The following is a 26363-nucleotide window of genomic DNA, read 5'->3' as shown; positions in this document are numbered from 1 at the left end:
TTGGGGGTGGCTTTATAAAATTTATATATATTGTTTATCGAATTCTTTTTAAAATCTAAGTTCTTTTTGAAGTACTTAAGTAGAGGATATGACATTAAAATAATACAAATTAGATTTATGTAATTGCAATCTATTCGGTGCTAATCAGTAATAAAGGTTTTCACATTGGTCAGTTCCCAACGCCCCAGGGATATGGGAATATTTCCTATGGAATTCAATTGATCGAAAAACGTCTTCATTTCAAAAGGTTCGTTTTTTAGTTCTTTCATTCTAGCGTATTCGGCCATCGTATTTTCAACGAGATATTTACCTGTTATATAACTTGTTCCATAACCTGGTTGTCGTAGATAAAGTTGTTGTTCGAAAAGTAATAGTTCTTTTTCTGTTTTCATCCAACCACGGGGGGTGTATTCTGAATGGATGCTTCCCGCTTCTTCCATGGTCATTTCATTGGCATGGGCATAAAGCGAACCTAAACCTCTCGCAGCACGCTGGGCAATCATGATATAAACAATTTCTCTGGATCGCGGTTGATCATCATAAAGTCCAGCGTCCATAAACATTTCTTCAACGGCAGTTGCCATACCTTCATTTCTTGAATCAAAAATATTGTACAACAATGGGCCTTTTCTAATTTCACTTTTATGCGGTTCTGTGTCCATACGAGCCAATTCAAACCAATGGTAAAAATGAGAATATAACGGGCGTTGATCATAATGCGCTGTAATCCAAAAAAAGTTGCGTTTGTCCTTGGGTACAAATGTGCCAAGATGTTCATTTAAGGCAGGCTCAAAATAATCTTTTACCGTCACCATTTCATTTTCATCTAAAAAATTGAGTAGGCTCTTGGCTGAAGCTTTCGCACGATTTTCGTATTCTTCGGGCGAACTGGCATCGGTAAGTTGGGGCAATTTTCTGTTTCGGTGTTCTTCTAATTTTAAGGCAGCCCAGGATCGGGTAAGCTCTCTTTTTAAAAGCATTACTTCATCTTCCCAAGTCAAAGGCACCAAATGAACATTTTGTAGGTACCAAGTATACTCTTCTTTGCCTATACCGGACGGTCCTGTTTTTGTCTTAGCTTCGGTCTGAAGCCAATCTACTAAATTATTGGTGGATTGAATGGCATTGTCAATAGCATTGAGTAAATTTTTATCCTTGGACACTCCGGGGAAATCCTTTATTGTAGTAAGGCTTTTGCTTTGATCTTTAATATCACGTATTCCTGCAATCCAAAGATCTTTTGCATTGCCTGTCAAATTTAATTTTGCCTGTTCGTTAATTACAGGAATGACTTTTAAATCGTTTATTAATTTTTTAGAACCCTCTTTGTCCAAAGGAAATTGATAGGTCCAAAGCTCGGTTATACCGTGGTGTGTTGGTCCTTCATGTGCAGGAACATCACTTCTGTCTGTCCAGAGCGACTTATAAAAGGCGGGATCCCTTTCCCAGGGGCGCAGCACTCTTTGGTTGAATTCATACCCCTTCATTTCAGCATTTACAATATGCCAATCTACCTGCTGTGGAATAGGCCAAGAGATCGTATCAATGTTGCGTAGTTTATCTCTTAGAATATTAAATGCTGGCACTCTTTTTTCAAAGGTTTCTTTTGTATAGTCAGGTGCTCCGTTGCGTAAAGGAGGGTTTTCAAAAGTTCTCCATTCTTTGAATAAAGCTACTAAATTGGCATAGTCTTGATTCTTATTTTGAGCTAAAACCAAATTGGTTGAAATCCCCACGAATAGGATAAACAGAAACTGCGATTTTCTGCGGAACAGATTAATTTTCATAAAAATGCAAATTGATAAGTCTAAATATAGTATTTCAGGTTAAAACAATAGGTCGAATAATTGTTTTTTTGTTTGGTTGTTGGAATAGAATTAATGGATCTAAAGAAACGGGTCATGGGGACCGACCTGTTGCTTTTGGTGCTGTTAGTATTTGTTATAGGAACTAACTTTTTTTCTTCGCTCCTTTTTTGCAGTGACTTGGGGGTGGTTTTACTCCAAACAAGATTTGGTGCTAAATCAATTTTTTTCTGGATTTCAATCCCTAAAGCAGGTTTTGGGATTTTATCAAAAAAAAACCAGATACTTTCGTATCTGGTTTGCTTAGTAGCGGGAACTGGACTCGAACCAGTGACCTTCGGGTTATGAGCCCGACGAGCTACCTACTGCTCTATCCCGCGCTGTGGGTGCAAAGATACAAAGCTTTTTTGCTATTATCAAAACATAAATCAATAAATCTTTTTTAGTTACTTTCGGGCTTCATCTATTTAATTACATATCTTAGAAATTTTTCAAATTTTATGAACGTAATCAATGATTTCTTAGCCTCGGTCTTGCCTTATACAGAGTGGGTTATGCTCTTTCTTATTATCGGGGGCGGCTTGTTCCTGGTTTTTTATTCCAAACTATTGCCCTATCGGTATTTTAGGCACGCCATTGCAATTACAGCTGGGAAATACGATAATCCCGATGATCCGGGAGAGGTGAGCCACCTCCAAGCACTCTCTTCTGCCGTTGCGGCAACCGTTGGCCTAGGGAATATCTCTGGGGTAGCCATCGCCATTTATCTGGGTGGACCTGGAGTGGTTTTTTGGATCTGGGTAACCGCACTGGTAGGGATGTGCATTAAATTTTATTCGTGTAGCCTTGCCATAATGTTCCGTGGACATGATAGTGACGGGAACCTTCAAGGTGGCCCAATGTATTACATTACCAAAGGAATGGGAATAAAAGCCAAACCCTTGGCGGTGTTCTTTTGTGTAGCCGGACTCTTCGGCGTGCTCCCGGCATTTACGGTGAACCAGTTTACGCAAACCCTTATGGGCGTCATTCAACCCAATGAAAATATTGCGCTCTTGGGCGATTTCAATTGGAAATTGGGGATAGGTATCGTCCTGTCTATCATTACCTCCTTTGTTATTTTTGGGGGGCTCAAAAAAATCGCTAAAGTGGCCACGGCAATAGTACCCTTTATGGTACTGGTCTATTTGATTGCCGTTATCTATATCATGATCATTAATGCGGGTCAAATTTTCCCTTCCCTTAAATTGATATTCGTAGAGGCCTTTAATTTTAAGACTGCTGTTCAGGGTGGTTTGTGGGGGCTTATCATCATAGGGATCCGTAGGGCCGTATTTTCAAATGAATCGGGAGTAGGGAATGCACCCATGTACCATGGGCAATCCAAGACCAATGAACCCATACAGGAAGGCCTTGTGGCCATGTTAGGCCCGTTTATAGACACCATCGTGGTCTGTACACTTACAGCCGTGGTGATCCTTTTAAGTGGCGCCCATTTGGAGGCAGAGAACAACGGCATTACCATGACCTTGATCGCCTTTGAAAAATCGCTCTATGGGGTTGGGGATATTCTGTTGATGGTGGTGGTAGCTGCTTTTGCCCTTTCTACTTTGTTTACTTATTCCTATTACGGGACCAAATGCCTTTCCTTTTTGACCAATGCCAAAATTGGCAAGTATTACAACCACATTTATATCTTAAGTATTACCTTTGCAGCAGTAGCTTCGGTAGACCTAGTGGTAAATCTGATAGATTTATCTTTTGCCCTTATGGTAATCCCCAATATGATTGCGGTTCTCTATTTGGCGCCCAAGGTAAACCAAGCAATGAAAACGTATTTTTTAAAGGTAAAAGATGGCAGAGCATAAGGCAGGGTTTGTAAATATCATAGGAAATCCCAATGTGGGAAAATCCACGTTGATGAATGCATTTGTAGGGGAGAAATTATCTATCATCACCTCCAAGGCACAGACCACTAGACATAGGATCCTCGGGATCGTGAACGGAGAGGATTTTCAAATGATCTTATCGGACACCCCAGGTATCATTAAACCCGCCTATGAGTTGCAATCCTCCATGATGGGCTTTGTGAAATCTGCATTTGAGGATGCAGATGTCCTGATCTATATGGTGGAAATAGGGGAGAAAGCCTTAAAAGATGAAGGCTTTTTTGAAAAGATTAAAAATAGTAAGATCCCTGTTCTATTGTTGTTGAACAAGATAGATATATCCGAACAGGGCGTATTGGAAGAGCAGGTGCAGTATTGGCAGGCTCAATTGCCCGAAGCTGAAATACACCCCATCTCCGCCCTTCAGAATTTTAACGTCAAAGAAGTATTTCATAGGATCATGGAATTGTTACCCGTGTCACCGCCTTATTATCCAAAGGATCAACTGACGGACAAACCCGAACGCTTCTTTGTAAACGAGACCATCCGCGAGAAAATACTACAACACTATAAAAAAGAGATTCCATATTCTGTGGAAATAGATACAGAGGAATTTTTTGAAGACGAAGAAATAATTAGAATGCGCTCTGTAATTATGGTTGAACGAGAATCCCAAAAGGGCATTATCATTGGCCATAAAGGATCTGCCTTAAAAAGGGTAGGGGTAGAGGCCCGAAAAGATCTGGAAAAATTCTTTGACAAACAGGTGCATATGGAACTGTATGTGAAAGTGAACAAAAACTGGCGTAGTAATCCCAACCAATTGAAACGGTTCGGATACAATCAATAATCAGAGATTAATGACCTCTGACATAAAAGAATAGAGCTCCTTCATTTGGGGCTCTCCTTTTTTTCTGCCTTTTCTACCAAAGGCATACAGCAGACCCCAAACTCCCACTAATAGTACCAACATCCCTGTTTGCAATCCAATAGGTTTGTCCAAAGTCCAATTGGAATAGGCCCAAATGCTAATGACAATAAATAGGGTGGCAACTCCAAAGTGCAGGAACATAAAGAACGTCCATAAAGTGGGACTAGGACCAAATAGGCCATTGATTCTGCATGAATTGTTATCCTCATCATGCAGTTCCAAATGAAGTTCTGGTGTCCAAAAAGTACGAAGATCCTGTTGGAACTTAATAAAAAGATGATCATCGATCCGTTTTATAAGAAAGGGAGGTTTCTTAATTTTTTCGAAACTAGCAAGTACAACTTCTTTAGAGGTGTTTAATTGATGTTGAAATCGCGGTCTTAAAACAATCTCATTCGGTAGACTTTTCACTGTTACAATTGATTATGTAATAAAAGATAGCATTTTTCTTCAGATATAAATAGTACTTTTGCAGCAAATTAAAGAAGTATGAGTGCTATTGTAGCCATTGTAGGGAGACCTAATGTAGGAAAATCGACGTTTTTTAATCGGTTGATACAGAGAAGAGAGGCGATCGTAGATGCGGTCAGCGGCGTTACGCGCGACCGACATTACGGAAAAAGTGATTGGAACGGACGCGAGTTTACCCTTATTGATACCGGGGGATATGTTTTGGGAAGTGATGACGTTTTTGAAGCGGAAATAGATAAGCAGGTAGAATTGGCCATTGAAGAAGCCGATGCCATTATTTTTATGGTGGATGTAGAAGCTGGGGTCACAGGAATGGATGAGGATGTGGCCAATTTGCTAAGACGCCACAACAAGCCCGTTTTATTGGCCATCAACAAGGTGGACAATGGGAAGCGTGCCGAAGATGCCGTGGAATTTTATTCTTTGGGATTGGGAGAGTACTATACCATTGCCAGTATTAGTGGCAGTGGAACCGGGGAACTATTGGATGCTTTAATTGAGGTATTGCCAGAGCATGAGCAGGCAGAGGAAAGTGAATTACCTCGTTTTGCCGTGGTAGGAAGACCTAATGCAGGAAAATCGTCCTTTATAAATGCTTTGATTGGGGAAGACAGGTATATCGTTACCGATGTAGCGGGTACCACTAGGGACAGTATTGATACCAAGTACAACCGTTTCGGATTTGAATTCAACCTTGTGGATACTGCGGGAATCCGTAGGAAGGCAAAGGTGAAGGAAGATTTGGAATTTTATTCGGTTATGCGCTCTATTAGAGCTATTGAACATTCCGATGTATGTATCCTTTTATTGGATGCCACAAGAGGATTTGACGGGCAAGTGGAAAATATCTTTTGGTTGGCACAGCGCAACAACAAAGGAATTGTGATCTTGGTGAACAAATGGGATTTGGTAGAAGACAAAGAAACCAATACCATAAAACAGTACACAGCAAAAATCAAACAGGCAATTGAGCCTTTTACCGATGTGCCTATCCTATTTATCTCTGTATTGACAAAACAACGTATTTATAAGGCTATAGAAACTGCCGTTGAAGTCTATCAGAACAGGAGCAAGAAAATACAGACGCGTAAATTCAATGATATCATGTTGCCTATTATTGAAAACAATCCGCCGCCGGCATACAAAGGGAAATATGTGAAGATCAAGTTCTGTACACAATTGCCAACACCGTATCCGCAATTTGCATTCTTTTGTAACCTACCACAATATGTGCGTGATCCTTATAAGCGCTTTTTGGAGAACAAACTAAGAGAGCATTTTGATTTTACCGGAGTGCCCATATCCGTGTTTATGAGAAAGAAATAAAAAAGTCATAAAAATCTGTTAAGAGGGGCAAAGGTCTTAAAGTGTTAGATTATTTTCGAAATGTACTTTCGCACAACCAATCAAAAATAAATCTATGCCTAAGGTTCTTTGCCTCTTTTTTATTGCCCTTTTCTTATCGTTTCAAGTTCAGTCCCAAGAGTTCATTATAAAAGGAATTGTAATGGATGCGCCCTCCAATCTACCACTGGAGGCTTCTACGATTTATGCAGAATCCCTTCAGGACAGCACCTTGATCACCTATACCATATCTGAAAAAAATGGAGCTTTTGCCCTAGAAGGAAAAACAGCTTTAAAAGAGGTGAACCTTTATTTTTCTTATAACGGCTATAAATCGATAGTAAAGAAGATTGCCCTAAAGTCCTATACGGATCTTGGAGTCATAGAAATGGAAGAACAGGCCCAAGAACTCAAAGGGGTGCAGGTAGTAGGAGAAAGAGTGCCTATTATCATAAAAAATGATACGTTGGAGTTTAATGCGGATTCCTTTAAGACAAGACCTGATGCCACGGTAGAAGATGTTTTAAAAAAATTACCTGGTGTTGAGGTAGACAGTGATGGTAAAATCACTGTGAATGGTAAGGAGGTAAGCGAAGTTTTGGTAAATGGGCAGGTGTTTTTTAGTAGTGACCCTACAGTGGCCACAAAAAGCCTACCCAAGGAAATTATTAATAAAATTCAGATTACGGATACCAAAACTAAAACTCAGGAATTTACTGGGGAAGCAGGAGATGGGGAAACCAAGACTATTAATCTCACGATAAAGGAAGATAAGAACAATGGATACCTAGGTAGGCTGGCTGCAGGGTATGGAACGGATGATAGGTATCAATTAAATGGTCTTTTCAATTATTTCAATGGACAGGAACGCATTAGTATAATCACGGGCAGTAATAATATAAACAACAGCGGCTTTTCTTTTGACGAGATTTACGATATGGTGGGCAATTCAGGTGGAGGTGTGAGCTTTAACAATTCGGGGGCCTTTAGAATTGGGGATATGTCCTTTGGTTTTGGTCAGGGTATTACAACTTCTTCCAATGTAGGGGCAAGTTATGCCAATCAGCAAAAGGATAATTATGAGGTAAATGGGAATTATTTTTATGCATACAGCGATTCTTTTAATGATGAGAAGATTTCGAGGGAGAATATATTGCCAAATGGCCGCTTCTTTACGGATACCGAAACTAACTTTAACGGGAGCTCTAATTCTAACAGAGGCGGGGCTACTTTAGAATTTGATATAGATCCAACATTTCGGATAACGCTAGAGCCCAATTTGAGCGTGAACAGGACAACTTCTTTTAATGAAAGAACTACAGTTTCCAGTGATGTAGATGGCAATGCCATAAATAGTAATAATGCATTCACCTCGGATACTAGTTACCAAAGTCGTTTTTCAAATGAATTGACATTATTTAAAAAATTGGATACACTAGGTAGATATGTTCGTCTGACATTTTCAAACGATAACAGGTTCAATAGGAGTGAAAGTAATTTTAATTCTATTAGAACCACTTTTGGAGATGATGCCACCCAAAATGTTTTGGACCAACAAACAACAAATAGAACAGATACCGATTCATATGGAGCGCAGTTTACGTATCGCCAGCCTTTGGCGAAAGATGTGTTTTTGGATTTTGGCTACCAATATGAGAACAATTTATTCAACAATGACAAAGGTGTGTTCGATTTCGAAGATGTTACTGGTGGTTATGACAACTTTAATCAATTGCAGAGTTCGGTTTTTAAGTTTAGTAACATACAACAGACCCCAAGTTTGGGTTTAAGGGGTAATGGTAAAAAATTCCGTTTTGGATTAACGGCCAATTATAGATTCACTAGCCTTGAAAATTTTGATTTTTTGCAGAATTCCTCCTTTGATAAAAAGTATGAAAATATTTTGTTCAATGCCAATGCCAATTATACCATAGGGGAGAATAAGAGTTTAAGTCTTTGGTCCAGTTCTAGATTGGTTGTGCCTACTGTGAATCAGCTGCAGCCTATACCAGATGTTAGTGATCCGTTGAATATTGTTATAGGAAACCAAAATTTGGCACCAGCGGTATTCAATAGACTCTATCTGAATTATAATGACTATAACTGGAGGGAACGAACCGGTTTTTATGCATATTTAGGAATTAATTCAGAAAAGGGTAGGGTATCACCCATTACCACAACCAATGAAGATCTATTGCGTACAACCACTTATGATAATATAGATGGAAATTATAATATAGATGGTGGGCTTAGCTATTCCAAACAGATAAAAAAAGATAGTATATATACGGTAAAGTTTGGATTTAGACCTTATTTTGGGTATAGAAAAAACATTGGTTTCACAAATGGAAGTAGATTGGAGGCTTCTAGTCTTTCCATAAGCCCACGGGTTAGCTCAACCTTTAATTTTAGAGAACTGGTGGAGTTGGAGCCAGAATATGGTATTACCATTAATGATACCCAATACAATTTGGACGGCTTGGAAGATGTAAAATTCATCTCACATAATGTAGGCTTTAAAACTACAACCTACTGGCCTGAAAATATTATCTGGGGCAATGACATTAACTATAGTTATAATGGCAATGTGGGTCCTGGTTTTGATAAGGATGCCCTTTTTTGGAACATGAGTTTGGGAGTGCAAATGCTCAAGAATAATGTAACCTTAAAGGTGTTGGCTTATGATCTGTTGAACCAAAATATCAATACCAGAAGGACCACGGGACAGGATTTTATCCAAGATTTTCAGGGTACAGTACTGCAGCGTTATTTTATGTTCAGCGCTACTTTCAAATTTGACCAGTTTGGGGGTAAAAAGACCAATAAAAACAGTATGTTCTGGGTTGATTAAGATAAGAAGGGTATACCAGTATCGCGTCTAGTTTAACGGTTACGGTTGTTATTTTTGCTACCAACCTCCAGAGGAACCGCCACCGCCAAAGCCACCACCGCCGAAGCCACCGCCAAAACCGCCGCCGCCAAAGCCGCCCCCGCCAGAGGATGACCCTCCGCCGAAACCGCCACGGCCCATATTACTGAGGATGATGGCATCCCAAATATCGAAACCTCCTCGTCTGCCCCCATTTTTTCCGCCACCCCTTTTATTTCTGTTGGATAGAATAATGATGATGATAAAAAAGATGATAAAAGGTAAAAGTGATCTTAAAGGGAAGCTACGGTTCTCCGTTTTTTTACGGTCTTCCTTAAACTCACCGGTCAGGACCTGGAACATGGCATCTGCACCCTTGTCCAGTCCGCCATAGAAATCCCCCTTTTTAAATTCGGGGATAATAATGTTCTCAATGATTCTTTTGGTCATGGCATCGGTCAAAGAGCCTTCAACCCCATAACCCGTATTAATGGCCACCCTGCGATCCCCTTTGGCCAACAGGACCAAAACACCATTGTCTTTGTTCTCCTGTCCTATGCCCCAGGCCTGTCCCCATTGGGCACCCAAATAATTGATATTTTCCCCTTCGGTAGAATTGATGATGGCCACCACGATCTGGGTGGATGTGCTATCGGAATATTTGATCAGTTTCTGTTCCAAGGATGTTTTTTCCGTAATGGACAGTAAATTGATGTAATCATAGACGCTGGTCTCTAATTTTGGTTTTTCAGGAATGGTATACTGCCCAAAACCTATAGAATAGCCCAGTAAAAATAAAAGAAGAATACTAACTTTTAGATACTTCATTGCTCAGTTCGTTAGTATTGTTATGATCCCAAGGAAAATGTTTTGACAATGCCTCACCAGCTCTTAAAACTCCGTCTATGAGGCCTTGTTTAAAGTTCCGTTGCTTAAATTGAAGTTCAATGGCCTCTTTGGTTGTGTCCCAGAAATCCTTGGGCACCACCTTATTGATCCCTTTATCCCCTAAAACGACAAATTTTTTATCGGCCACGGCCACATAGATGAGCACCCCATTCTCCTCTTTGGTATTATCCATTTTAAGGAAATGGAATACGGCTTTGGCCCTTTCAAAATGATCATTGTTGGTATGGGCCTCAATATGTACCCTAATCTCCCCAGAAGTATTTTTTTCGGCCTCCACAATAGCCTGCACTATAGCAGCCTCCTCTTCGGCAGTTAAAAAATCTTCTACTTTGGACATATGGGTATTTTTAATTAAAATCGAAATTCACATCAGGAGCCTTCTCTGCTCCCGGATCAGCCTGGTATCTGGTCATTGGATCAAAATTGAACATGCCGGCAAGGAAGGAGTTCGGGAATTTTTTGATGTGGATGTTGTAGATATTGACTTCTTCGTTAAACCGGTTCCGCTCTACATTAATACGGTTTTCCGTGCCTTCCAATTGCGATTGTAGTTCCAGAAAATTTTGGTTGGCTTTTAGTTCGGGATATCTTTCCACGGTTACCAGTAATCTTGACAGCGCAGAGGAAAGTCCTGTCTGTGCTTCCTGGAATGCCGCTAATTTCTCCGGAGTAAGATTATTGGCGTCAATTGTGGTAGAAGTAGCTTTTGCCCTTGCTTCAATAACATCTGTTAACGTACCTCGTTCAAAGTCGGCAGCACCTTGTACGGTCTTGACAAGGTTCCCAATCAGGTCATTCCTGCGTTGGTATGCACTTTCTACATTGGACCATTTGGTCTTGGCATTCTCCTCGTACTGTACGGCAGTATTGTTAAAGCCAACGGCCCACCGGTATACTCCGAAAACGACAACAACAATTATGATTACTGGAATAAGCCACTTTTTCATGGATGCGTATTTTTTATGGTTAGAATTATAATTGGTTTTTTATTTTTATCAGTTCGGCCTTGATCCCCTCTAATTTGGAAATAATATCAAAAGTAGAAAGGGTTTTCTGTTTTTCTTCCTTCAAATGGGTTTTTGCCCCCTCCAGGGTAAAGCCGCGTTCTTTTACCAAATGAAAGATCAATTGCAAATTTTTTATGTCCTGGGGGGTGAACTTTCTATTGCCCTTGGCATTTTTTTTAGGCTGGAGCACATCAAATTCCTTCTCCCAGAAACGGATGAGTGAAGTGTTCACGCCAAAGGCTTTGGCGACTTCCCCAATACCATAATACCTTTTTTCAGGAAGTTCTATATGCATGTTAATCCAGAGATTGGTTTTCTTGTGTGGCGTATTTCAGCATGTTCTCAAATTCTTCCGCCGTTAAACTTCCGTAATAGAAATTTATAGGGTTGATACGATCGCCATCTTTCCATACTTCATAATGTAAATGGGGGGCTTCAGAACGACCTGTACTTCCCACAAAACCGATGAGGTCTCCTCTTTTAACACGTTGGCCGGACTTCACATTGTAATTGCTCAAATGTCCGTAAAGGCTAATGTATCCGTATCCATGATCTATGCGAATATGTTTCCCATATCCTGAAGAATTATTGTCGGCCCTAGTGACCTTACCATCGCCAGAGGCATAGATAGGTGTGCCTTTTGGGGAGGTGAAATCCATGCCCCAATGCATTTTTCTTGCCTTGGTAAAAGGATCTGAGCGCCAGCCGTAACCAGATGCCATACGGGTAAGCTTATCATTGGAGATTGGCTGTATCGCAGGAATGGCCGCCAATAGTTTTTCTTTTTCTGCTGCTAATTTGGTGATCTCGTCCAAAGACTTCGACTGTATCACCATCTGTTTTTGGATGATATCCATTCGTTTGGTAGTACCAATGATCATTTCAGAGTTATTGAAGCCCTCCAAAGATTTGTATCTGTTGACTCCACCAAATCCCGCTCGTCGCTGCTCTTCAGGAATAGGATTGGCTTCAAAATACAAACGGTAGATATTATTGTCCCTGTCCTCAATATTGGCAAGGACCTGTTCCATTTGTTCCATTTTTTTGCCCAACAGCTCAAATTGCAGCTCGTAATTTTTTACTTCACGCTGTAAGGAAAGTTCCCTTGGAGTATTTAAAATATTGGTGTTTAAAATGACGATAAGTCCCAGCAAACCAAAGATGGCCGAACCCAATAGAAAAAACGTTAAGTTCCTATATTTTCTAGATTTTTTGGGCTCTATCTTTCGATATGAAAGAGTGTCCGGGTCGTAAAAATATTTTACTTTAGACATAAATGGAAATTATCCTATTTTTGTGCTCTCAATTATCGCAACAAACAAATATAAAAATTGTTTGGCACAAACAGCTAATTTTATAAAAAGCTTACCATTTTACATGAAATCCCAAGAAGCAAGAAATACGTTTTTAGAATTTTTTAAAGAAAAATCACACAAGATCGTGCCCTCGGCCCCTATGGTCATTAAGGACGATCCCACCCTAATGTTCACCAATGCTGGGATGAACCAGTTTAAGGAGTACTTTTTAGGAAACAGTGTGCCCAAATCCAAAAGGGCAACCGACACCCAAAAATGCCTTAGGGTAAGTGGAAAGCACAATGATCTGGAAGAGGTGGGGAAGGATACCTACCACCACACCATGTTTGAGATGTTGGGGAATTGGAGTTTTGGAGACTACTTTAAAAAAGAAGCGATCTCCTGGGCTTGGGAGTTGCTAACAGAGGTCTACAAAATTGATAAGGAGAGCCTATATGTTTCTGTTTTTGAAGGAAGCAAAGATGCGGATAACTTGGGAATGGATACGGAGGCTTTGGAATTATGGAAAGCCATAGTCCCTGAGGACCGTATTATCTATGGCAATAAAAAGGACAACTTTTGGGAAATGGGAGATCAGGGGCCTTGCGGACCTTGCTCTGAGATACACGTTGATATCCGTTCCAAAGAAGAAAAGGCCAAAGTTTCGGGTGCATCTTTGGTAAATCAGGACCACCCTCAGGTTGTGGAGATATGGAACCTGGTATTTATGCAATACAACAGAAAGGCCGATGGGAGTCTGGAGTCCCTTCCAGCAAAACATGTAGATACCGGCATGGGCTTTGAGCGTCTTTGTATGGTTTTGCAAGGGGTAAAATCTAACTACGATACGGATGTGTTTACTCCAATAATTAGGGAAATAGAGACCATTACCGATTCCGAATACGGGAAAGATGAAGAAAAAGATATAGCTATTAGAGTGATTGCCGATCATATCCGTGCCGTATCATTTTCCATTGCTGATGGCCAATTGCCAAGTAATACAGGTGCTGGTTATGTGATCCGCAGGATTCTTAGAAGGGCTATTAGATATGGATTTACATTTCTAGATACCAAAGAACCTTTTATGTACAGGTTGGTTCAAGTTCTTAGTCGCACTATGGGACAAGCATTTCCAGAGTTGAAGGAACAGCACCAGTTGATAGAGAACGTGGTCAAGGAAGAAGAACATTCGTTTTTAAAGACATTGGATCAGGGTTTGGTGCTCTTGGATAGTGTTTTGGCAAACGCAAAAGGAAAATTGATTGATGGAAGAAAGGCATTTGAGCTTTATGATACGTATGGCTTCCCAATAGACCTTACCTCTCTTATCCTTGCGGAAAGAGGATTTCAATTGGATGAAAAAGGATTTGAGGTGGCTATGCAGGAACAGAAGTCCCGTTCTCGTTCCGCATCGGAAGTATCCAAGGAAGACTGGACCATTTTAAGGAATGACCCGGAACAGGAATTTGTGGGGTACGATATGTTGGAAGCCAATGTGAAGTTGGTCAAATATAGAAAAGTGACCTCCAAAAAGGAAGGGGAGCAATATCAATTGGTGTTTAATATGACCCCGTTCTATCCTGAAGGTGGAGGACAGGTAGGAGATAAGGGGTACTTGGAGACTTCCAATGGAAATGTGATCTACATTTTGGATACAAAGAAAGAGAACAATGAAATATTGCATTTCAGCAAGAACCTCCCTGAGGATCTAACAGAGATATTCAAGGCAGTCGTAGACCAAAACCAAAGACAGCGCACTGCTGCCAACCATACTGCAACACACCTGTTGCACCAAGCACTTAGGGAGGTGTTGGGCTCCCATGTGGAACAAAAAGGCTCTGCCGTACATTCAAAATATTTACGTTTCGATTTCTCCCATTTTGCTAAGCTTACTAGCGATGAGTTAAGGGATGTTGAGGATTTTGTAAATGCTAGGATAGATGGTCGTATTCCTCTTGAAGAACACAGAAGTGTGCCTATGGAAGAGGCCTTGAAACAAGGTGCTATGGCTCTTTTTGGGGAGAAATACGGAGATGCCGTGCGTACCGTACGCTTCGGGAAATCCATAGAACTTTGCGGGGGAACCCACGTAAAGAATACTGCGGATATATGGCATTTTAAAATAAGATCGGAAGGAGCCGTGGCATCGGGAATTAGAAGGATAGAAGCCATAACGTCCGATGCGGTCAAGGATTTTTATTTTGAGAATAATAGGACCTTGCATGAGATAAAGGATTTGCTGAACAATGCCCCGGATCCAAAAAAGGCAGTAGAAACCTTGCAGGAGGAAAACAGCGCCCTTAAAAAGCAAGTGGAAGCCTTACTGAAAGACAAAGCGAAAAATGTAAAAGGGGATTTGTTGAACGAATTATCCGAGGTTAATGGGATTCAATTTTTGACCAAGAAGATAGATTTAGATGCAGCGAGTATCAAGGACCTTTCCTTTGAGATGGGAGCCAATAAAACAAATCTTTTCTTATTGTTCGCTACGGAGCAGGATGGAAAGGCATTGTTAGCTTGTTATATTTCCAAAGAGTTGGTTGCCTCCAAGCAATTGAATGCAGGAACAATTGTTCGTGAATTGGGTAAATTTATCCAAGGTGGAGGAGGGGGACAACCTTTCTTTGCAACGGCGGGAGGTAAAAATCCGGCAGGGATACCCGAGGCATTGGAAAAAGCAAAAGAATATTTGCAGTAGGAAATTTTCGGTTCGAGCTAAGTCGAGAACTAATATAAAGTTAATGAGGCACCCAATTGATTTTTAATATCTTTTGGGTGTTTTGCTAAATAATAGATACCATGAAACTTCAAACAATAGTGCCCCTCGATGCAGCGAAAAAGCCTTTGGGCTATGATAGCCAAATATTGACTCTGGGATCTTGCTTCGCTGAGCACATAGGTAAGAAGTTGCAGTACTACAAGTATCGTTCTGTGCTCAACCCTTTTGGGATATTGTTCCATCCATTGGCCATTGAAAATTTGATCTCTAGGGCGATGGCAAAGAAAGAATATACCAAAACTGACATCTTCTTTTTAAATGAACGATGGCATTGTTTTGATGGGCATTCAATATTGAGCAATGCCTCTGAGGTAGCGCTATTGGATAAATTGAACAATGGGTTACAACAGACCCGTGAACAAATTAAAGGGGCATCCCATATTTTGATTACCCTGGGGACAGCCTGGGTATACCGGAACAATACATCGGGTGCAATAGTGGCCAATTGTCATAAAGTTCCCCAAAAACAATTTGCCAAAGAGCTACTTTCGTTAGATGAGGTTGCTTCAAGTCTCGAGCGAATTATCAAATTGGTGCGGTCTAATAATCCTCAAGCACAACTGGTGTTTACAGTCTCCCCGGTACGGCATTTAAAAGATGGTTTTGTGGAGAACCAACAAAGTAAGGCACACCTCATAGCTGCTGTTCACAAGGTGCTAAAGGAAGAATCTATATCTTATTTCCCTTCTTATGAGATTATGATGGACGAGCTGCGCGATTATCGTTTTTATGCGGAGGATATGGTACATCCTAACGATCTTGCCATTAGGTATATTTGGGAAAAGTTCAAAGAGAGCTGGGTAGACAAAAAGGCCTATCCCGTCATGGAAAAGGTTGGAGAAGTGCAGCGAGGTTTAAACCACAGGCCATTTGATCCAGATTCTGCCCAACATATCGCATTCACGAAATCTTTGAAAGAAAAAATGGATGTGCTTAAGCAATCCTATCCATACATGGAGTTTTAATAGTTGATTCCGCTACCCTACCAAGCTTTGATCTGCCAAGGTAAGACCATCATCGATTAGGTGGCCCAGTTTTGGATTTTCTTGCTTTACCTTTTCAAGATGTTCTACAATATCTGCAGCAAATTTTTCATCCCCATTGCTCACGGCCAATTCATAGAGTTCTACGGATAGCAGCCAGTCTTTCGGATAGTTGGCCTTGACTTCTTGGAAAACCTTGTTTCTTGAGATGGTTGTATTTGTACCTTCCCTGAAATCCCTGATTTGTTGGTAAAGCAATTCCAACTGGGTGGTCTCTTTTGTTTTTTTGGCCTTTATGGTGGTTTCCGTAAGTTTATGGGATACCAAATCAAAACTATTGAGATCTGCCGGCCCGTTAAAGGCAGATATTACTTTTTCTCCTACCGCCATATGGTACAAGCCCCAATCTGGTTGGTACAGTGTCTCATCTTGGTAGGTTACTGTGCAGTTTTCAAATGTGATAAGGATGATTTTCCCTCTGAGGTTCCTTGTGCCCGTTACAATGTCACCTGTAACCTTAACGCCGCTTTCAAACTCTAAGGAGACAGTTTCCCCTTCATATATATGATAGGCCTTTAAATCCCTAGGGCTCATGTCTTCAATGGCCAGATTAATGCCTTTGAGCATGCCAATGGGAGAGCCAAACCCTTCTGAATGATGTTTGGTGCTGTGTCCTACCAATTCCCTTTCTCGATAAGAAAGGGCAGTCTTGCCTTTAGTTGTAATATAGGCTGGCTTGTTGTCAAATTGGATCACACGATCAAATACACCTGATATTTGCAGTCCTGTGCTAAGTTCCGCTGTGCCCAATGCATTGGAATGGATTAGTTTTGTAATTCCCTTCAAACCTCCCGTACGCAAGGCCATGGTATTTGCAAATTCTTCCAAAACCTGACTTAAAAATGCAAAATCTGGAGTCACAAAGAGTTGTGGCTGGGGTTTGGTAATATCAAAAGAGGTGTGTGCGGCCTCAGAGGAATATGGTATCTTTTTCACCTCATCCGTCATGCACCACGCACTTTCACCAATGGAGGATAAGAGTCCTGCTCCATATATTTTTGGTTGCTCCACGGTCCCTATCAGGCCGTATTCTACGGTCCACCAATGTAGGTTCCTAATCAGGGCCATTTCACTGGGTTCCCCCATGTTTTGCTGCAAATCTTCTATCAATTTTTCTGCTTTGTCCACTTCCTCCTGTGGCGTGTCCGAAGCTTCCTTGATGATAGATAAATGTCGCACCGCCTCATAAAGTTCATAATCCTTGGCGCTGGAAAGCGCCTTGCAGCCGATTTCCCCAAAACGCCTTAGGTATTCTGCGTACTCAGGATTGGCAATGATAGGTGCGTGCCCCGCGCCTTCGTGAATAATATCCGGTGCCGGGGTGTATTCTATATGGTTCAGTTGGCGGATATCCGATGCAATGACCAAGACGTTATAAGCTTGGAATTCCATAAATGCAGAAGGTGGGATAAAACCGTCAACGGCAACTGCCGCCCATCCTATTTCTTTTAGAATACGGTTCATGCCGTACATATTGGGAATATGGTCAATGGAAATACCTGTTTTTTTAAGTCCGTCCATGTAACTTTTGTGAGCGACCCTACTTAGGTAATCCACGTTCTTTCGCATAACATAGCGCCATACAGCCTGATTGATCGAGGTATAATCGTCATAGTTCTGAGGTTTTATGTACTGCTTAAGGTGCTTTGGCAGCTTATCTAATATATGATTGCTCTTATAGGACATCGGTCTATTTTTAATGGTATAAAGATACGAAAAATGATACGATTGTTTGATTTGAAAATACCCCATGGAAAATAAAAAACCGCCCTCTTGGGACGGTTTCTAACTATTGGATTCTGATTATTTGGAGGCCAACATAGGGGGATAGGCCTGTAGGATTTCTGAGACAAATTCTTTGATTCGTTCCTCCTTCTTTTCTATGTTTCTGGTATTGTTTAAAGTGCCAACACCTCTTCCCTGCCAGACCAGTTCCTTGTTCCTGGCATCTATCATATCAATATAAAGGGAACCTTCTGTGCGGGTGCTTACATTATTGCCGCCACCCCAACCAAATCCTGGGCCCCAACCAAATCCTGGACCCCATCCCCAGTAGTAGGGACTCCATCCCCATCCAAATCCGCCTCCCCAGTAGTTGTTATAAACATCTACCTGTTCGCGCTCTTTGGTGAAAATGCTGATCAATATATCAGGGTCGTTGGATTTCACAAAACCCTTGTTGGCCATTTCGACTTCAATAGCTTTCAGAATTCGTTTCTTATCTAAATCTGAAATTTGTGCCTTGTCAATGCCGGTTTTATAGAAGGCGTATGATTTAAAGGAATTGAAATTCACCTCTTTATCATAATCCGATAGTACCCTTACCGATGTACAGGAACCCATAAAGAGGAGTACAAGTAACGGTGCAATTACATATGCAAATTTTTTCATAGCTTGTTTTTTTAGTTAAAATAGCTTGTTTCTGTAGTAACATGCCTCAAAAATCATGCCGAATATATACTGTACTTATCTGCGATTTGTTTTCTTGTCATATCCATAGGGGCAATGTCTACAACCGCTTTCACAGCAATACCCCCTTTTTAAATGGTATTTTCCGGTAAACACCTTGTACCCTTCAGGGGAAAGATAAAAGTCGCCCTCTTCCAAAGGAATAATTTTCTTCATCCTTGTAAAATTACTTTATTTCCTATGAACGGGGAAGCATTTAAGAATTTTTAACCATGTGAAGATGACCCTTTGGTATAGTAAGGTTGTTTATTCTTCTGTTGTTATTAGAACCGATATTTAGTATCTTTCTTTTATCGCATTAATCTAATCCAAGGTGATGGTCATAGTATTTAAATATATTTTTCACAAGAATTATGTAGGGCTATGTATCTGGCCCTTCATCATCTTAAAAAATTCGGCTTTGAGGAATGATGCAGTTTTGATGAACCATGAAAGGATTCACCTTAGGCAGCAACAGGAACTTTTAGTGGTCCCATTTTATGTGTTATACGCATTGGAATGGGGTGTGAGGTCCGTTCTCTATTTAAATACTTATAAGGGCTATAAAAATATAAGTTTTGAAAGGGAGGCTTATGAAAATGAAAAAAATCTGGATTACTACAAGAACAGAAGACCGTTTCGCTTTATTAAATATCTTTGGCGTTAGAAAAGCAAACGTGTGAAGGTTTATAATCAACGTATTGAATTGCCCGTGTTACAAGAGAAGGGGGTCTCCCTATTTGTTAAGCGGGAAGACCTGATACACCCCTTTATTTCTGGTAATAAATTTAGGAAACTTACCTATAATCTATCAGAGGCCAAGCGTTTGGGTCATGATACCCTCTTGACCTTTGGCGGCGCCTTTTCCAACCATATTGCTGCAACTGCCTATGCTGGGAAAGAGCATGGACTAAAATCCATCGGCATCATACGAGGGGACGAACTTGTGGATCATTGGCAAGATAATCCTACCCTGGCTTGGGCAAAAGAGCAAGGCATGCAATTTAAATTCGTTTCCCGAGAGGCCTACCGTTCCAAAGAGAGCCCTGAATTTTTGGAACAGTTAAAGCAGGAATTTGGGTCATTTTATTGCATACCCGAAGGTGGGGCAAATGCCTTGGCGGTTAAGGGCTGTGAGGAAATTTTGACAGAAGAGGATTCAGTATTTGACGTCATCTGCGTATGTGTGGGTACAGGGGGTACCATTGCAGGTTTGATCAATTCATCAATGATACATCAAAAAGTATTAGGTTTCCCCGCATTAAAAGGTGATTTTTTGCGAAAAGATATTTGTAAATTTGCCCAAAGGGAAAACTGGGACCTGAATACCCAGTATCACTTTGGGGGATATGGGAAGGTGACCAAAGAGTTGATAGATTTTATAAACGACTTTAAATCGAAAACCTCAATCCCATTGGATCCGGTATATACAGGAAAAATGCTATTTGGAATTTTGGAACTGGTCCGCAAGGATTATTTTGAGCCCAAAACCAAAATTTTGGCGATCCATTCTGGAGGGTTGCAAGGAATAGCAGGAATGAACATTGTTTTGAAAAAGAAAAATTTACCATTGATTGAACTATGATACAACGCTTAGGGTTATTTATAATACTAGCCATTTTTTTGACGAGCTGTGGAGCAAAAAAGAGGGCCTCCAAAACCAACAGGGATAGAAGGAACCATCAAACTACAGTAAACAGAGCTGACAACAACACGCAAAACAAGGTGGATCCCGATGGGTATCCTTTACCGGAGGATGAAGGAAAATTTGTACGGTTTCCAATTGCCTCCACGCAGGAGTACATTCAAACTTTTGCAGAAATAGCAAAATTTGAAATGAAAGCCTATGGCATCCCGGCAAGTATTACCTTGGCCCAGGGAATCTTGGAAAGCGGTGGAGGTAGGGGTGCCCTTACCATGAGGACCAACAATCATTTTGGGATAAAATGTCATACGAATTGGAGTGGCGATTATGATTACCACGATGATGACGAAAAGGGAGAGTGTTTCAGGAAATACAACCACCCCATGTATTCCTTTAGGGACCATAGTGAATTCTTGTCCTCTAGGGCCAGATATGCTTCCTTGTTCGAATTGGATTCTGACGATTACAAGGGATGGGCCCAAGGCCTTAGTGATGCAGGTTATGCAACGGATAAGCGGTACCCCCAGAAATTGATTTCCTTTATTGAGCAATATGAACTTTACAAATATGATAAGGACGTGGCCAATGAAGGGTACGTGGTCAAAAAAGAATCAAAAGACTATGACTATAAAGTACATGTGGTGACCAAAGGGGATACCTTGTACTCCATTTCGCGCAAGTATTTTGTTTCCGTGAATGACTTAATGAAATTGAATAAAATGAACAACAGCAATCTGGCCATCGGTCAGGAAGTGATTGTTAAATCCGAAAAAATCAAAAAATAAGCATGTTGTACAAAAGAAGTAGTGCCTTATTCAATGAGGCACAAAAATATATTCCAGGCGGCGTAAATTCTCCGGTAAGGGCTTTTAAGGCAGTAGGAGGTAATCCTATCTTCGTAAAAGAGGCAAAAGGTGCCTACCTCTACGATGAGGACGGTAATAAATTAATAGACTTTATTGCCTCTTGGGGCCCCATGATCCTAGGCCATGCCCATGAGCCCGTTGTAAATGCAGTCATAGAAAAGGCTAAGAAAGGTACTTCTTTTGGCATGCCCACGGAGATTGAAACGGACTTGGCGAAATTGGCGGTGTCCATGGTTCCAAATATCGACAAGATAAGATTTGTGAACAGTGGCACGGAAGCCTGTATGAGTGCCGTACGTTTGGCAAGGGGCTATACAGGAAAGGACAAGATCATAAAATTTGCTGGATGCTATCATGGACATTCCGATTCATTTCTTATTCAGGCAGGAAGCGGTGCAGTTACCTTTGGGAGCCCAAATAGTCCAGGCGTAACCCAGGGAACGGCTAAGGATACGCTCTTGGCAACCTACAACGATCTTTCCAGTGTCAAAGCATTGACTGATGCCAATAGAAGAGAAATAGCAGCCGTGATCATTGAACCTGTTGCGGGAAATATGGGTTGCATCATCCCGGATGAAGATTTTATGAAAGGCCTTAGGGAGCTTTGTACCAAAGAAGGGATACTGTTGATTTTTGATGAAGTGATGACCGGATTCCGTTTGGGAAGAGGGGGTGCCCAGCAGGTATTGGGTATCGATGCCGATATTGTAACCTTTGGCAAAGTAATTGGGGGAGGCTTGCCGGTTGGTGCTTTTGCCTCTCGAAACGAAATAATGGATTATTTGGCGCCAGTAGGGCCCGTATACCAAGCAGGTACGCTAAGTGGAAATCCTTTGGCGATGAGTGCAGGGCTGGCAATGTTGACCGAATTGAACAATAAACCAGAGATATTCCGCAGCCTTGCCGATAAGACCGCCTACCTACACAAAGGTTTTGATAGGGTTCTGAAAGGGAAGGGTATACCTTATCAGATCAACAGGTTTGGATCTATGATCTCATTACATTTTACCGATACGCCCGTGGTTGATTTTGCTTCCTCGGCTAAAGGTGACAATGAAACATTTAAGAAGTACTTTCATGGGATGCTTTCCCAAGGGATCTATTTGCCACCAAGTGCCTTTGAAAGTTATTTCCTGAATGATGCCTTGACTTACGAAGATTTAGACGCCACCATTACAGCTTTGGAAACCATTATTCCACAACTGCAGTAATAGGTAATAACAATATAAAAAGCCCCATCCTTTATTTTAGGATGGGGCTTTTTTATGGTAAACAGGTTAGCTGCCCTTAATCTTAAATATAGATCAATTGTTTGTGCTACGATGTTCTTTGGAACGATGTTCACGCTGGCCATAATGATACCCTTTTCTTTGTTGCATTTTTTCCCATTTTTCATACTGCTCTTTGGACAATAGCTGTTTCATTTGTGCCTTACGTGCTATTTGCTCGTCCATTTTTGCGGCTCGCACGGCGTAACGCTCTTCGGAAGTAGGTTTGGTCATTTCCCCACTCTCTTTTTTTGCTTTCAATTCGTCCATTTTTTCCTTGCGACTTGTCACTTGGTCCAAATTGATTTTCTGAAGCTGTTTTTGTTGGGCCTCGTTGAGATCCAATGCCAAGGTCATGCGTTTCGTCTGCAAAGTGGCCATTTGTTCTGGGGACAGATCTTCTAGATTTCTGCGATGTCTGTTTTCTCCTCTCTCATTTTGGGCTTGGCCGATAAAGCCAATCAATAAAAGCCCCAATAGAATTACCTTTTTCATCTGTTGTAGTATTTTATAGGTTACTTCTATAGGATAGCTGAAGGTGGAATAGGTTTAAAAGGAGATCGGGATTTGTGAGTCTTTTAACTCCCTTTGGAATGAAGTGAAAATATGGGAGTTGGGTATTTGATAAAAAACGGGATAAAAAAAATCAGGTATATGTAGGGATATACCTGATTAAGACTTATAAGTAGGGTTCGTATTTTCTATTGATGATTATTCTATAATATCCAAGCTGGCAACTTTATCGGAATCCAATCCATTGTTGTCAACTTTATTCATTTTAACCGATTCAACGGCAGTAGCATTCTGTTCCAATTCTGGTTCTAAACCATGATACAAAGCAACCGATGCCATGAAACAAACAAAATACAGTAGGCTTTTTATTTTCTGAGACATAAACTTGGGATTTTAATCTGGTATAAACTTAACTCAATTTAGGATGCTACAATAAATATTGTTGTGAAAGTGTATTTTTTTGTGGTGTACAATATAAGTTGGATAATTGGCCATTAAAATCTGTGACAATAAAAAAGGTGTGGTTTTGTAACCACACCTTTTCTCATTAAATTCAGATAGTTGCTATCCCTTATTTAGGGTCCAATATCATATCTATTCTCACAAGGGCATCTTGTAAATGGTATTTGCTCATACTGTCTGAAGTCTTTGGAATGGCATTTCTAATATCACGTTTTAACATATTCATTTCTGCTCTTGCCACAGAACGAATATCAGATTGACTCGTATTTAATACGGTAGATTGACCACCTCTCCTGCCTCTAGATGGTGTAAGGTTTTCTGCAGTCATTAAATACGCCAAGCGATCTATATGGGCCTTTTGAAGATTTCTTCTATAGGTGTCTATTTTTTGACCCCTTCTCAATTCGGACCAAATTCCTTTTCTTAAATCTTCGGTCACGTTTAACAATTGGTAAGCATTGTTTCCATTCGCAGTTTCATTTTCTATGATCCTGGCCATGGTACCCAAGCTTAATATATTGTTCAAGGTCCTTACCTGTAGGGCCCTTACCCTTTCTACAGAACCTGAGTTCTCTATTTTATTGAATATATTTTGATCCAACAACCATTCTGGAGTTGTAAAGAGTTGTCTCTGGATAAAATCCATAGCCTTTTTCTGGTGGTCTTTGGCGACGTGTGTATATACCGCCCCTTCTTGGTCATAGGTTTTATAGTATTCGTAAACCCCTCCAATATTATTGCTTACATGTCCCATATACCTATTGTATTGGCTTAAAACTTGATTGTAAAGATCTCCAAGATCTTCATAGTCTTTACCGTCTTCGGCCGTCCAAGTGATGAGGTTGGGAACAATTCTCTTTAAATTTTCAATCCCATAATCACTGGCTTTTATGGCGTCATCGCCCAAATCTTCGGTCTGGGAACTTGGGTCGACCACATTACGTTGTTGACTGCCAAATCTGTACATAGGGTCTCCCGCATGTTTTAATATCCAACTGTCCAAGGTAGCTTTCTCTTCTACCGCATTTTTGTCCAAAATAGGTCTGTAACCCCAATTGATGGAATATTTGTCATAGATACCAATATTGGGCATTAAGGCAACGCCTTCATCTCCTGGCTGTGCCACATAATTAAAACGGGCGTAATCCATAATAGAAGGTGCTGTTCCATATTTTTGGGTAAATTCGGCCGAACGCAAGGAATCAACAGGGTAGGCAACACTACTTCCCATGTTGTGTGGAAGTCCCAAGGTATGTCCTACTTCATGGGAAGACACAAAACGTATTAAACGCCCCATAACTTCATCCTTGAATTGTACGCCCCTAGCGTCTGGATTTATCGCAGCAGTTTGTACAAAGAACCAATTGCGCAAAAGGGTCATTACATTGTGGTACCAATTAATGTCCGATTCTAAAATTTCCCCACTTCTGGGATCGCTAACGTGGGGTCCGTTGGCATTAGGTATTGGGGATGCCAAATAGCGCACTACAGAATAACGCACGTCTTCTGGTGACCACTCTGGATCCTCTTCTTTCGTTGGTGGATCTTTGGCGATAATGGCATTTTTAAAACCAGCAGCCTCAAAAGCTACCTGCCAATCTTCGATCCCTTGTTTGATAAAAGGAACCCACTGTTTGGGAGTTGCCCTGTCCACATAATAAACGATCTGTTTTTTAGGTTCAACAAGTTCCCCATTGGCAAACTTTTCTTTGTCCTCTTCCTTTACTTCCAATCTCCAACGATCCAAATAGCGGATGGTCTTGCTCTTTTGGGCATCCAGACCGTAATCTACCTGTCCTCTGGCAAACCAACCCACACGCTCATCAAAGTAGCGGCGCTTCATGGGCTCCTTTGGCAATAAGATCATGGAATTGTTTATTTCTATGGAAATGGAACCAAGGCTCCCATTGGAAGGAGCATTTCCGGCAGCATACGTTTTTACGTGTCTGGCTTCAATATTTAACGGGTAACTTTTTAAAGTCTCAATATAACTTCTACTGTCATCCAAACGGGAAACCTTGTATTGTTTTCTGTAATATTCAGGCATTCCCAAGGCGTTTACGTCTTTTTCGAAGAAATCGTTCACCTCAATTACAGTGGTGTTATTGGTGGAATCCTTGTGAATTGCTTTTATGGGAAAAGTATACAATACAGGCTCAAAATTTGAATTTGACACTGCTTCATGTACTGGCAAGGAATCTGAGGCTACCACATCATAAGAAACGACTCTTAAAAGCACCTTTTTAGGTGTTTTTTCCCAACGTAGTACCTGGGTATTGATTTTACCACCTCCAAAACCTATTCCATTGGCAGTTTTTGAAATCCGACTTACCATTAACATTTCCTTGTTAAAAAGTGAATCAGGGATTTCATAATAGAACTTGTCATCTACCTCATGAACGGCAAAAAGACCTTGATCTGATTTGGCCTCTTTGGTAATAACCTTGTTATATGGCTGGATGCCATTTTTTTTTGGTTTGGAACTATCCTCCGTTTTTTCTTTTTTCTTTTTCTTAAAAAGTTGGGCTTCAACCGGGGTGCAAAAGCCCATAAACAATAGAAGCAAAAGCAACTTTGGGAGTAGTTTTTTAATCATTTTTAGTCAATTTTTTTTTTAGATTTCTCAAATAACCGAAAAATAAACCCATTTTTTTGTTAACGAAATCATAAGCAATTAATGGGCATACCCCAGATCAGGTGGATTAATTGATGGGAAATTTGTGAGGTGAGAATAAATATGTATTATAGTAACGGGTGTAAGATGTTGAATTACAGTTCGTAAGGTGTTCTTGTGTGAGTTCTGACACTTTGCTTGTCAT

Annotated in this window: 23 protein-coding genes and 1 tRNA gene; 10 read left to right on the top strand and 14 right to left on the bottom strand. The window is 40.7% G+C overall.

What is annotated here, in order from left to right:
• Nucleotides 1-140: 140 nt before the first annotated feature.
• A complete protein-coding gene (locus tag SB49_RS09340; RefSeq protein WP_235537728.1) occupies nucleotides 141-1787 on the bottom strand; it encodes a hypothetical protein in 1647 nt (548 codons plus the stop codon).
• A gap of 325 nt (nucleotides 1788-2112) precedes the next feature.
• Nucleotides 2113-2185, bottom strand: a tRNA-Met gene (locus SB49_RS09335).
• Between the two features lie 120 nt (nucleotides 2186-2305).
• On the opposite strand from SB49_RS09335, the gene SB49_RS09330 reads away from it, so the two are divergent.
• Nucleotides 2306-3673 carry an alanine/glycine:cation symporter family protein gene (locus SB49_RS09330; RefSeq protein WP_062055943.1) on the top strand — a complete coding sequence of 456 codons (1368 nt, stop codon included), beginning with the start codon at nucleotides 2306-2308 and terminating at the stop codon, nucleotides 3671-3673.
• On the top strand, nucleotides 3660-4544 hold the full coding sequence (gene era, locus SB49_RS09325; protein ID WP_062055941.1) for a GTPase Era: 885 nt from the start codon (nucleotides 3660-3662) through the stop codon (nucleotides 4542-4544). The genes SB49_RS09330 and era overlap by 14 nt, the downstream gene beginning before the upstream one ends.
• Here era and SB49_RS09320 read toward each other — a convergent pair whose 3' ends face one another.
• Entirely contained in the window at nucleotides 4545-5036 is a 492-nt protein-coding gene (locus tag SB49_RS09320) for a hypothetical protein (protein WP_062055939.1), read from the bottom strand. It lies immediately after the preceding gene.
• Between the two features lie 78 nt (nucleotides 5037-5114).
• Between SB49_RS09320 and der the strand changes: the two genes are divergently transcribed.
• The gene (gene der, locus SB49_RS09315; protein WP_062055937.1) at nucleotides 5115-6422 is read left to right on the top strand and encodes a ribosome biogenesis GTPase Der; all 1308 of its coding nucleotides are present in this window, start codon (nucleotides 5115-5117) and stop codon (nucleotides 6420-6422) included.
• A gap of 94 nt (nucleotides 6423-6516) precedes the next feature.
• Entirely contained in the window at nucleotides 6517-9291 is a 2775-nt protein-coding gene (locus SB49_RS09310; protein WP_062055935.1) for an outer membrane beta-barrel protein, read from the top strand.
• Between the two features lie 57 nt (nucleotides 9292-9348).
• On the opposite strand, the gene SB49_RS09305 is transcribed toward SB49_RS09310, so the two are convergent.
• The 5 genes from SB49_RS09305 to SB49_RS09285 are packed head-to-tail and all read right to left on the bottom strand — an operon-like array spanning nucleotide 9349 to nucleotide 12499.
• Complete coding sequence (locus SB49_RS09305; RefSeq protein WP_062055933.1) at nucleotides 9349-10137, bottom strand: TPM domain-containing protein; 789 nt, start codon at nucleotides 10135-10137, stop codon at nucleotides 9349-9351.
• Nucleotides 10118-10555: a TPM domain-containing protein gene (locus tag SB49_RS09300; RefSeq protein WP_062055931.1), complete on the bottom strand. Its 438-nt coding sequence runs from the start codon at nucleotides 10553-10555 to the stop codon at nucleotides 10118-10120. Before SB49_RS09300 ends, SB49_RS09305 begins: the two co-directional genes overlap by 20 nt.
• Nucleotides 10556-10565: 10 nt before the next feature.
• Nucleotides 10566-11165, bottom strand: coding sequence for a LemA family protein (locus tag SB49_RS09295; RefSeq protein WP_062055929.1), 600 nt, complete (start codon nucleotides 11163-11165; stop codon nucleotides 10566-10568).
• 25 nt (nucleotides 11166-11190) lie between these two features.
• A complete protein-coding gene (locus SB49_RS09290) occupies nucleotides 11191-11520 on the bottom strand; it encodes a MerR family transcriptional regulator (RefSeq protein WP_062055927.1) in 330 nt (109 codons plus the stop codon).
• A gap of 1 nt (nucleotide 11521) precedes the next feature.
• On the bottom strand, nucleotides 11522-12499 hold the full coding sequence (locus SB49_RS09285; protein ID WP_062055925.1) for a M23 family metallopeptidase: 978 nt from the start codon (nucleotides 12497-12499) through the stop codon (nucleotides 11522-11524).
• Between the two features lie 103 nt (nucleotides 12500-12602).
• Here SB49_RS09285 and alaS point away from each other — a divergent pair, with 103 nt between their 5' ends.
• Both alaS and SB49_RS09275 read left to right on the top strand, forming a co-directional pair.
• A complete protein-coding gene (gene alaS / locus SB49_RS09280; protein ID WP_062055923.1) occupies nucleotides 12603-15218 on the top strand; it encodes an alanine--tRNA ligase in 2616 nt (871 codons plus the stop codon).
• 101 nt (nucleotides 15219-15319) lie between these two features.
• Entirely contained in the window at nucleotides 15320-16264 is a 945-nt protein-coding gene (locus tag SB49_RS09275) for a GSCFA domain-containing protein (RefSeq protein WP_062055921.1), read from the top strand.
• A gap of 12 nt (nucleotides 16265-16276) precedes the next feature.
• Here the strand turns inward: SB49_RS09275 and SB49_RS09270 are convergent, their stop codons facing one another.
• The 3 genes from SB49_RS09270 to SB49_RS16085 all read right to left on the bottom strand — a co-directional run bounded on the left by SB49_RS09270 (nucleotide 16277) and on the right by SB49_RS16085 (nucleotide 18967).
• Entirely contained in the window at nucleotides 16277-18028 is a 1752-nt protein-coding gene (locus SB49_RS09270) for an aromatic amino acid hydroxylase (RefSeq protein WP_062055919.1), read from the bottom strand.
• Nucleotides 18029-18145: 117 nt separating this feature from the next.
• A complete protein-coding gene (locus tag SB49_RS09265) occupies nucleotides 18146-18733 on the bottom strand; it encodes a DUF4136 domain-containing protein (RefSeq protein WP_062055917.1) in 588 nt (195 codons plus the stop codon).
• Between the two features lie 75 nt (nucleotides 18734-18808).
• Entirely contained in the window at nucleotides 18809-18967 is a 159-nt protein-coding gene (locus tag SB49_RS16085) for a DUF5522 domain-containing protein (RefSeq protein ID WP_162254207.1), read from the bottom strand.
• Nucleotides 18968-19211: 244 nt separating this feature from the next.
• On the opposite strand from SB49_RS16085, the gene SB49_RS09260 reads away from it, so the two are divergent.
• From SB49_RS09260 to hemL, 4 genes are read left to right on the top strand one after another with little or no spacing between them, the layout of a single operon-like run.
• The gene (locus SB49_RS09260) at nucleotides 19212-19457 is read left to right on the top strand and encodes a hypothetical protein (RefSeq protein WP_335337869.1); all 246 of its coding nucleotides are present in this window, start codon (nucleotides 19212-19214) and stop codon (nucleotides 19455-19457) included.
• Between the two features lie 12 nt (nucleotides 19458-19469).
• Complete coding sequence (locus SB49_RS09255) at nucleotides 19470-20375, top strand: 1-aminocyclopropane-1-carboxylate deaminase/D-cysteine desulfhydrase (protein WP_062055913.1); 906 nt, start codon at nucleotides 19470-19472, stop codon at nucleotides 20373-20375.
• Nucleotides 20372-21220 (top strand): glucosaminidase domain-containing protein, encoded by an 849-nt coding sequence (locus SB49_RS09250; RefSeq protein ID WP_062055911.1) that lies wholly within the window; start codon nucleotides 20372-20374, stop codon nucleotides 21218-21220. Before SB49_RS09255 ends, SB49_RS09250 begins: the two co-directional genes overlap by 4 nt.
• A 2-nt stretch (nucleotides 21221-21222) precedes the next feature.
• Nucleotides 21223-22512 carry a glutamate-1-semialdehyde 2,1-aminomutase gene (gene hemL / locus SB49_RS09245; RefSeq protein WP_062055910.1) on the top strand — a complete coding sequence of 430 codons (1290 nt, stop codon included), beginning with the start codon at nucleotides 21223-21225 and terminating at the stop codon, nucleotides 22510-22512.
• Nucleotides 22513-22605: 93 nt separating this feature from the next.
• On the opposite strand, the gene SB49_RS09240 is transcribed toward hemL, so the two are convergent.
• The 3 genes from SB49_RS09240 to SB49_RS09235 all read right to left on the bottom strand — a co-directional run bounded on the left by SB49_RS09240 (nucleotide 22606) and on the right by SB49_RS09235 (nucleotide 26140).
• Nucleotides 22606-23064 (bottom strand): DUF4890 domain-containing protein, encoded by a 459-nt coding sequence (locus tag SB49_RS09240; RefSeq protein WP_062055907.1) that lies wholly within the window; start codon nucleotides 23062-23064, stop codon nucleotides 22606-22608.
• A 216-nt stretch (nucleotides 23065-23280) separates the two neighbouring features.
• On the bottom strand, nucleotides 23281-23463 hold the full coding sequence (locus tag SB49_RS15975; RefSeq protein ID WP_145758376.1) for a hypothetical protein: 183 nt from the start codon (nucleotides 23461-23463) through the stop codon (nucleotides 23281-23283).
• A 190-nt stretch (nucleotides 23464-23653) separates the two neighbouring features.
• Nucleotides 23654-26140 carry a zinc-dependent metalloprotease gene (locus SB49_RS09235; protein ID WP_062055905.1) on the bottom strand — a complete coding sequence of 829 codons (2487 nt, stop codon included), beginning with the start codon at nucleotides 26138-26140 and terminating at the stop codon, nucleotides 23654-23656.
• Nucleotides 26141-26363: the final 223 nt, after the last annotated feature.

The sequence above is a fragment of the Sediminicola sp. YIK13 genome, assembly GCF_001430825.1.
Lineage (GTDB): Bacteria > Bacteroidota > Bacteroidia > Flavobacteriales > Flavobacteriaceae > Sediminicola.
The sequence above is the reverse complement of the archived record's forward strand: the minus strand, read 5'-3'. Positions and strand labels throughout refer to the sequence as shown.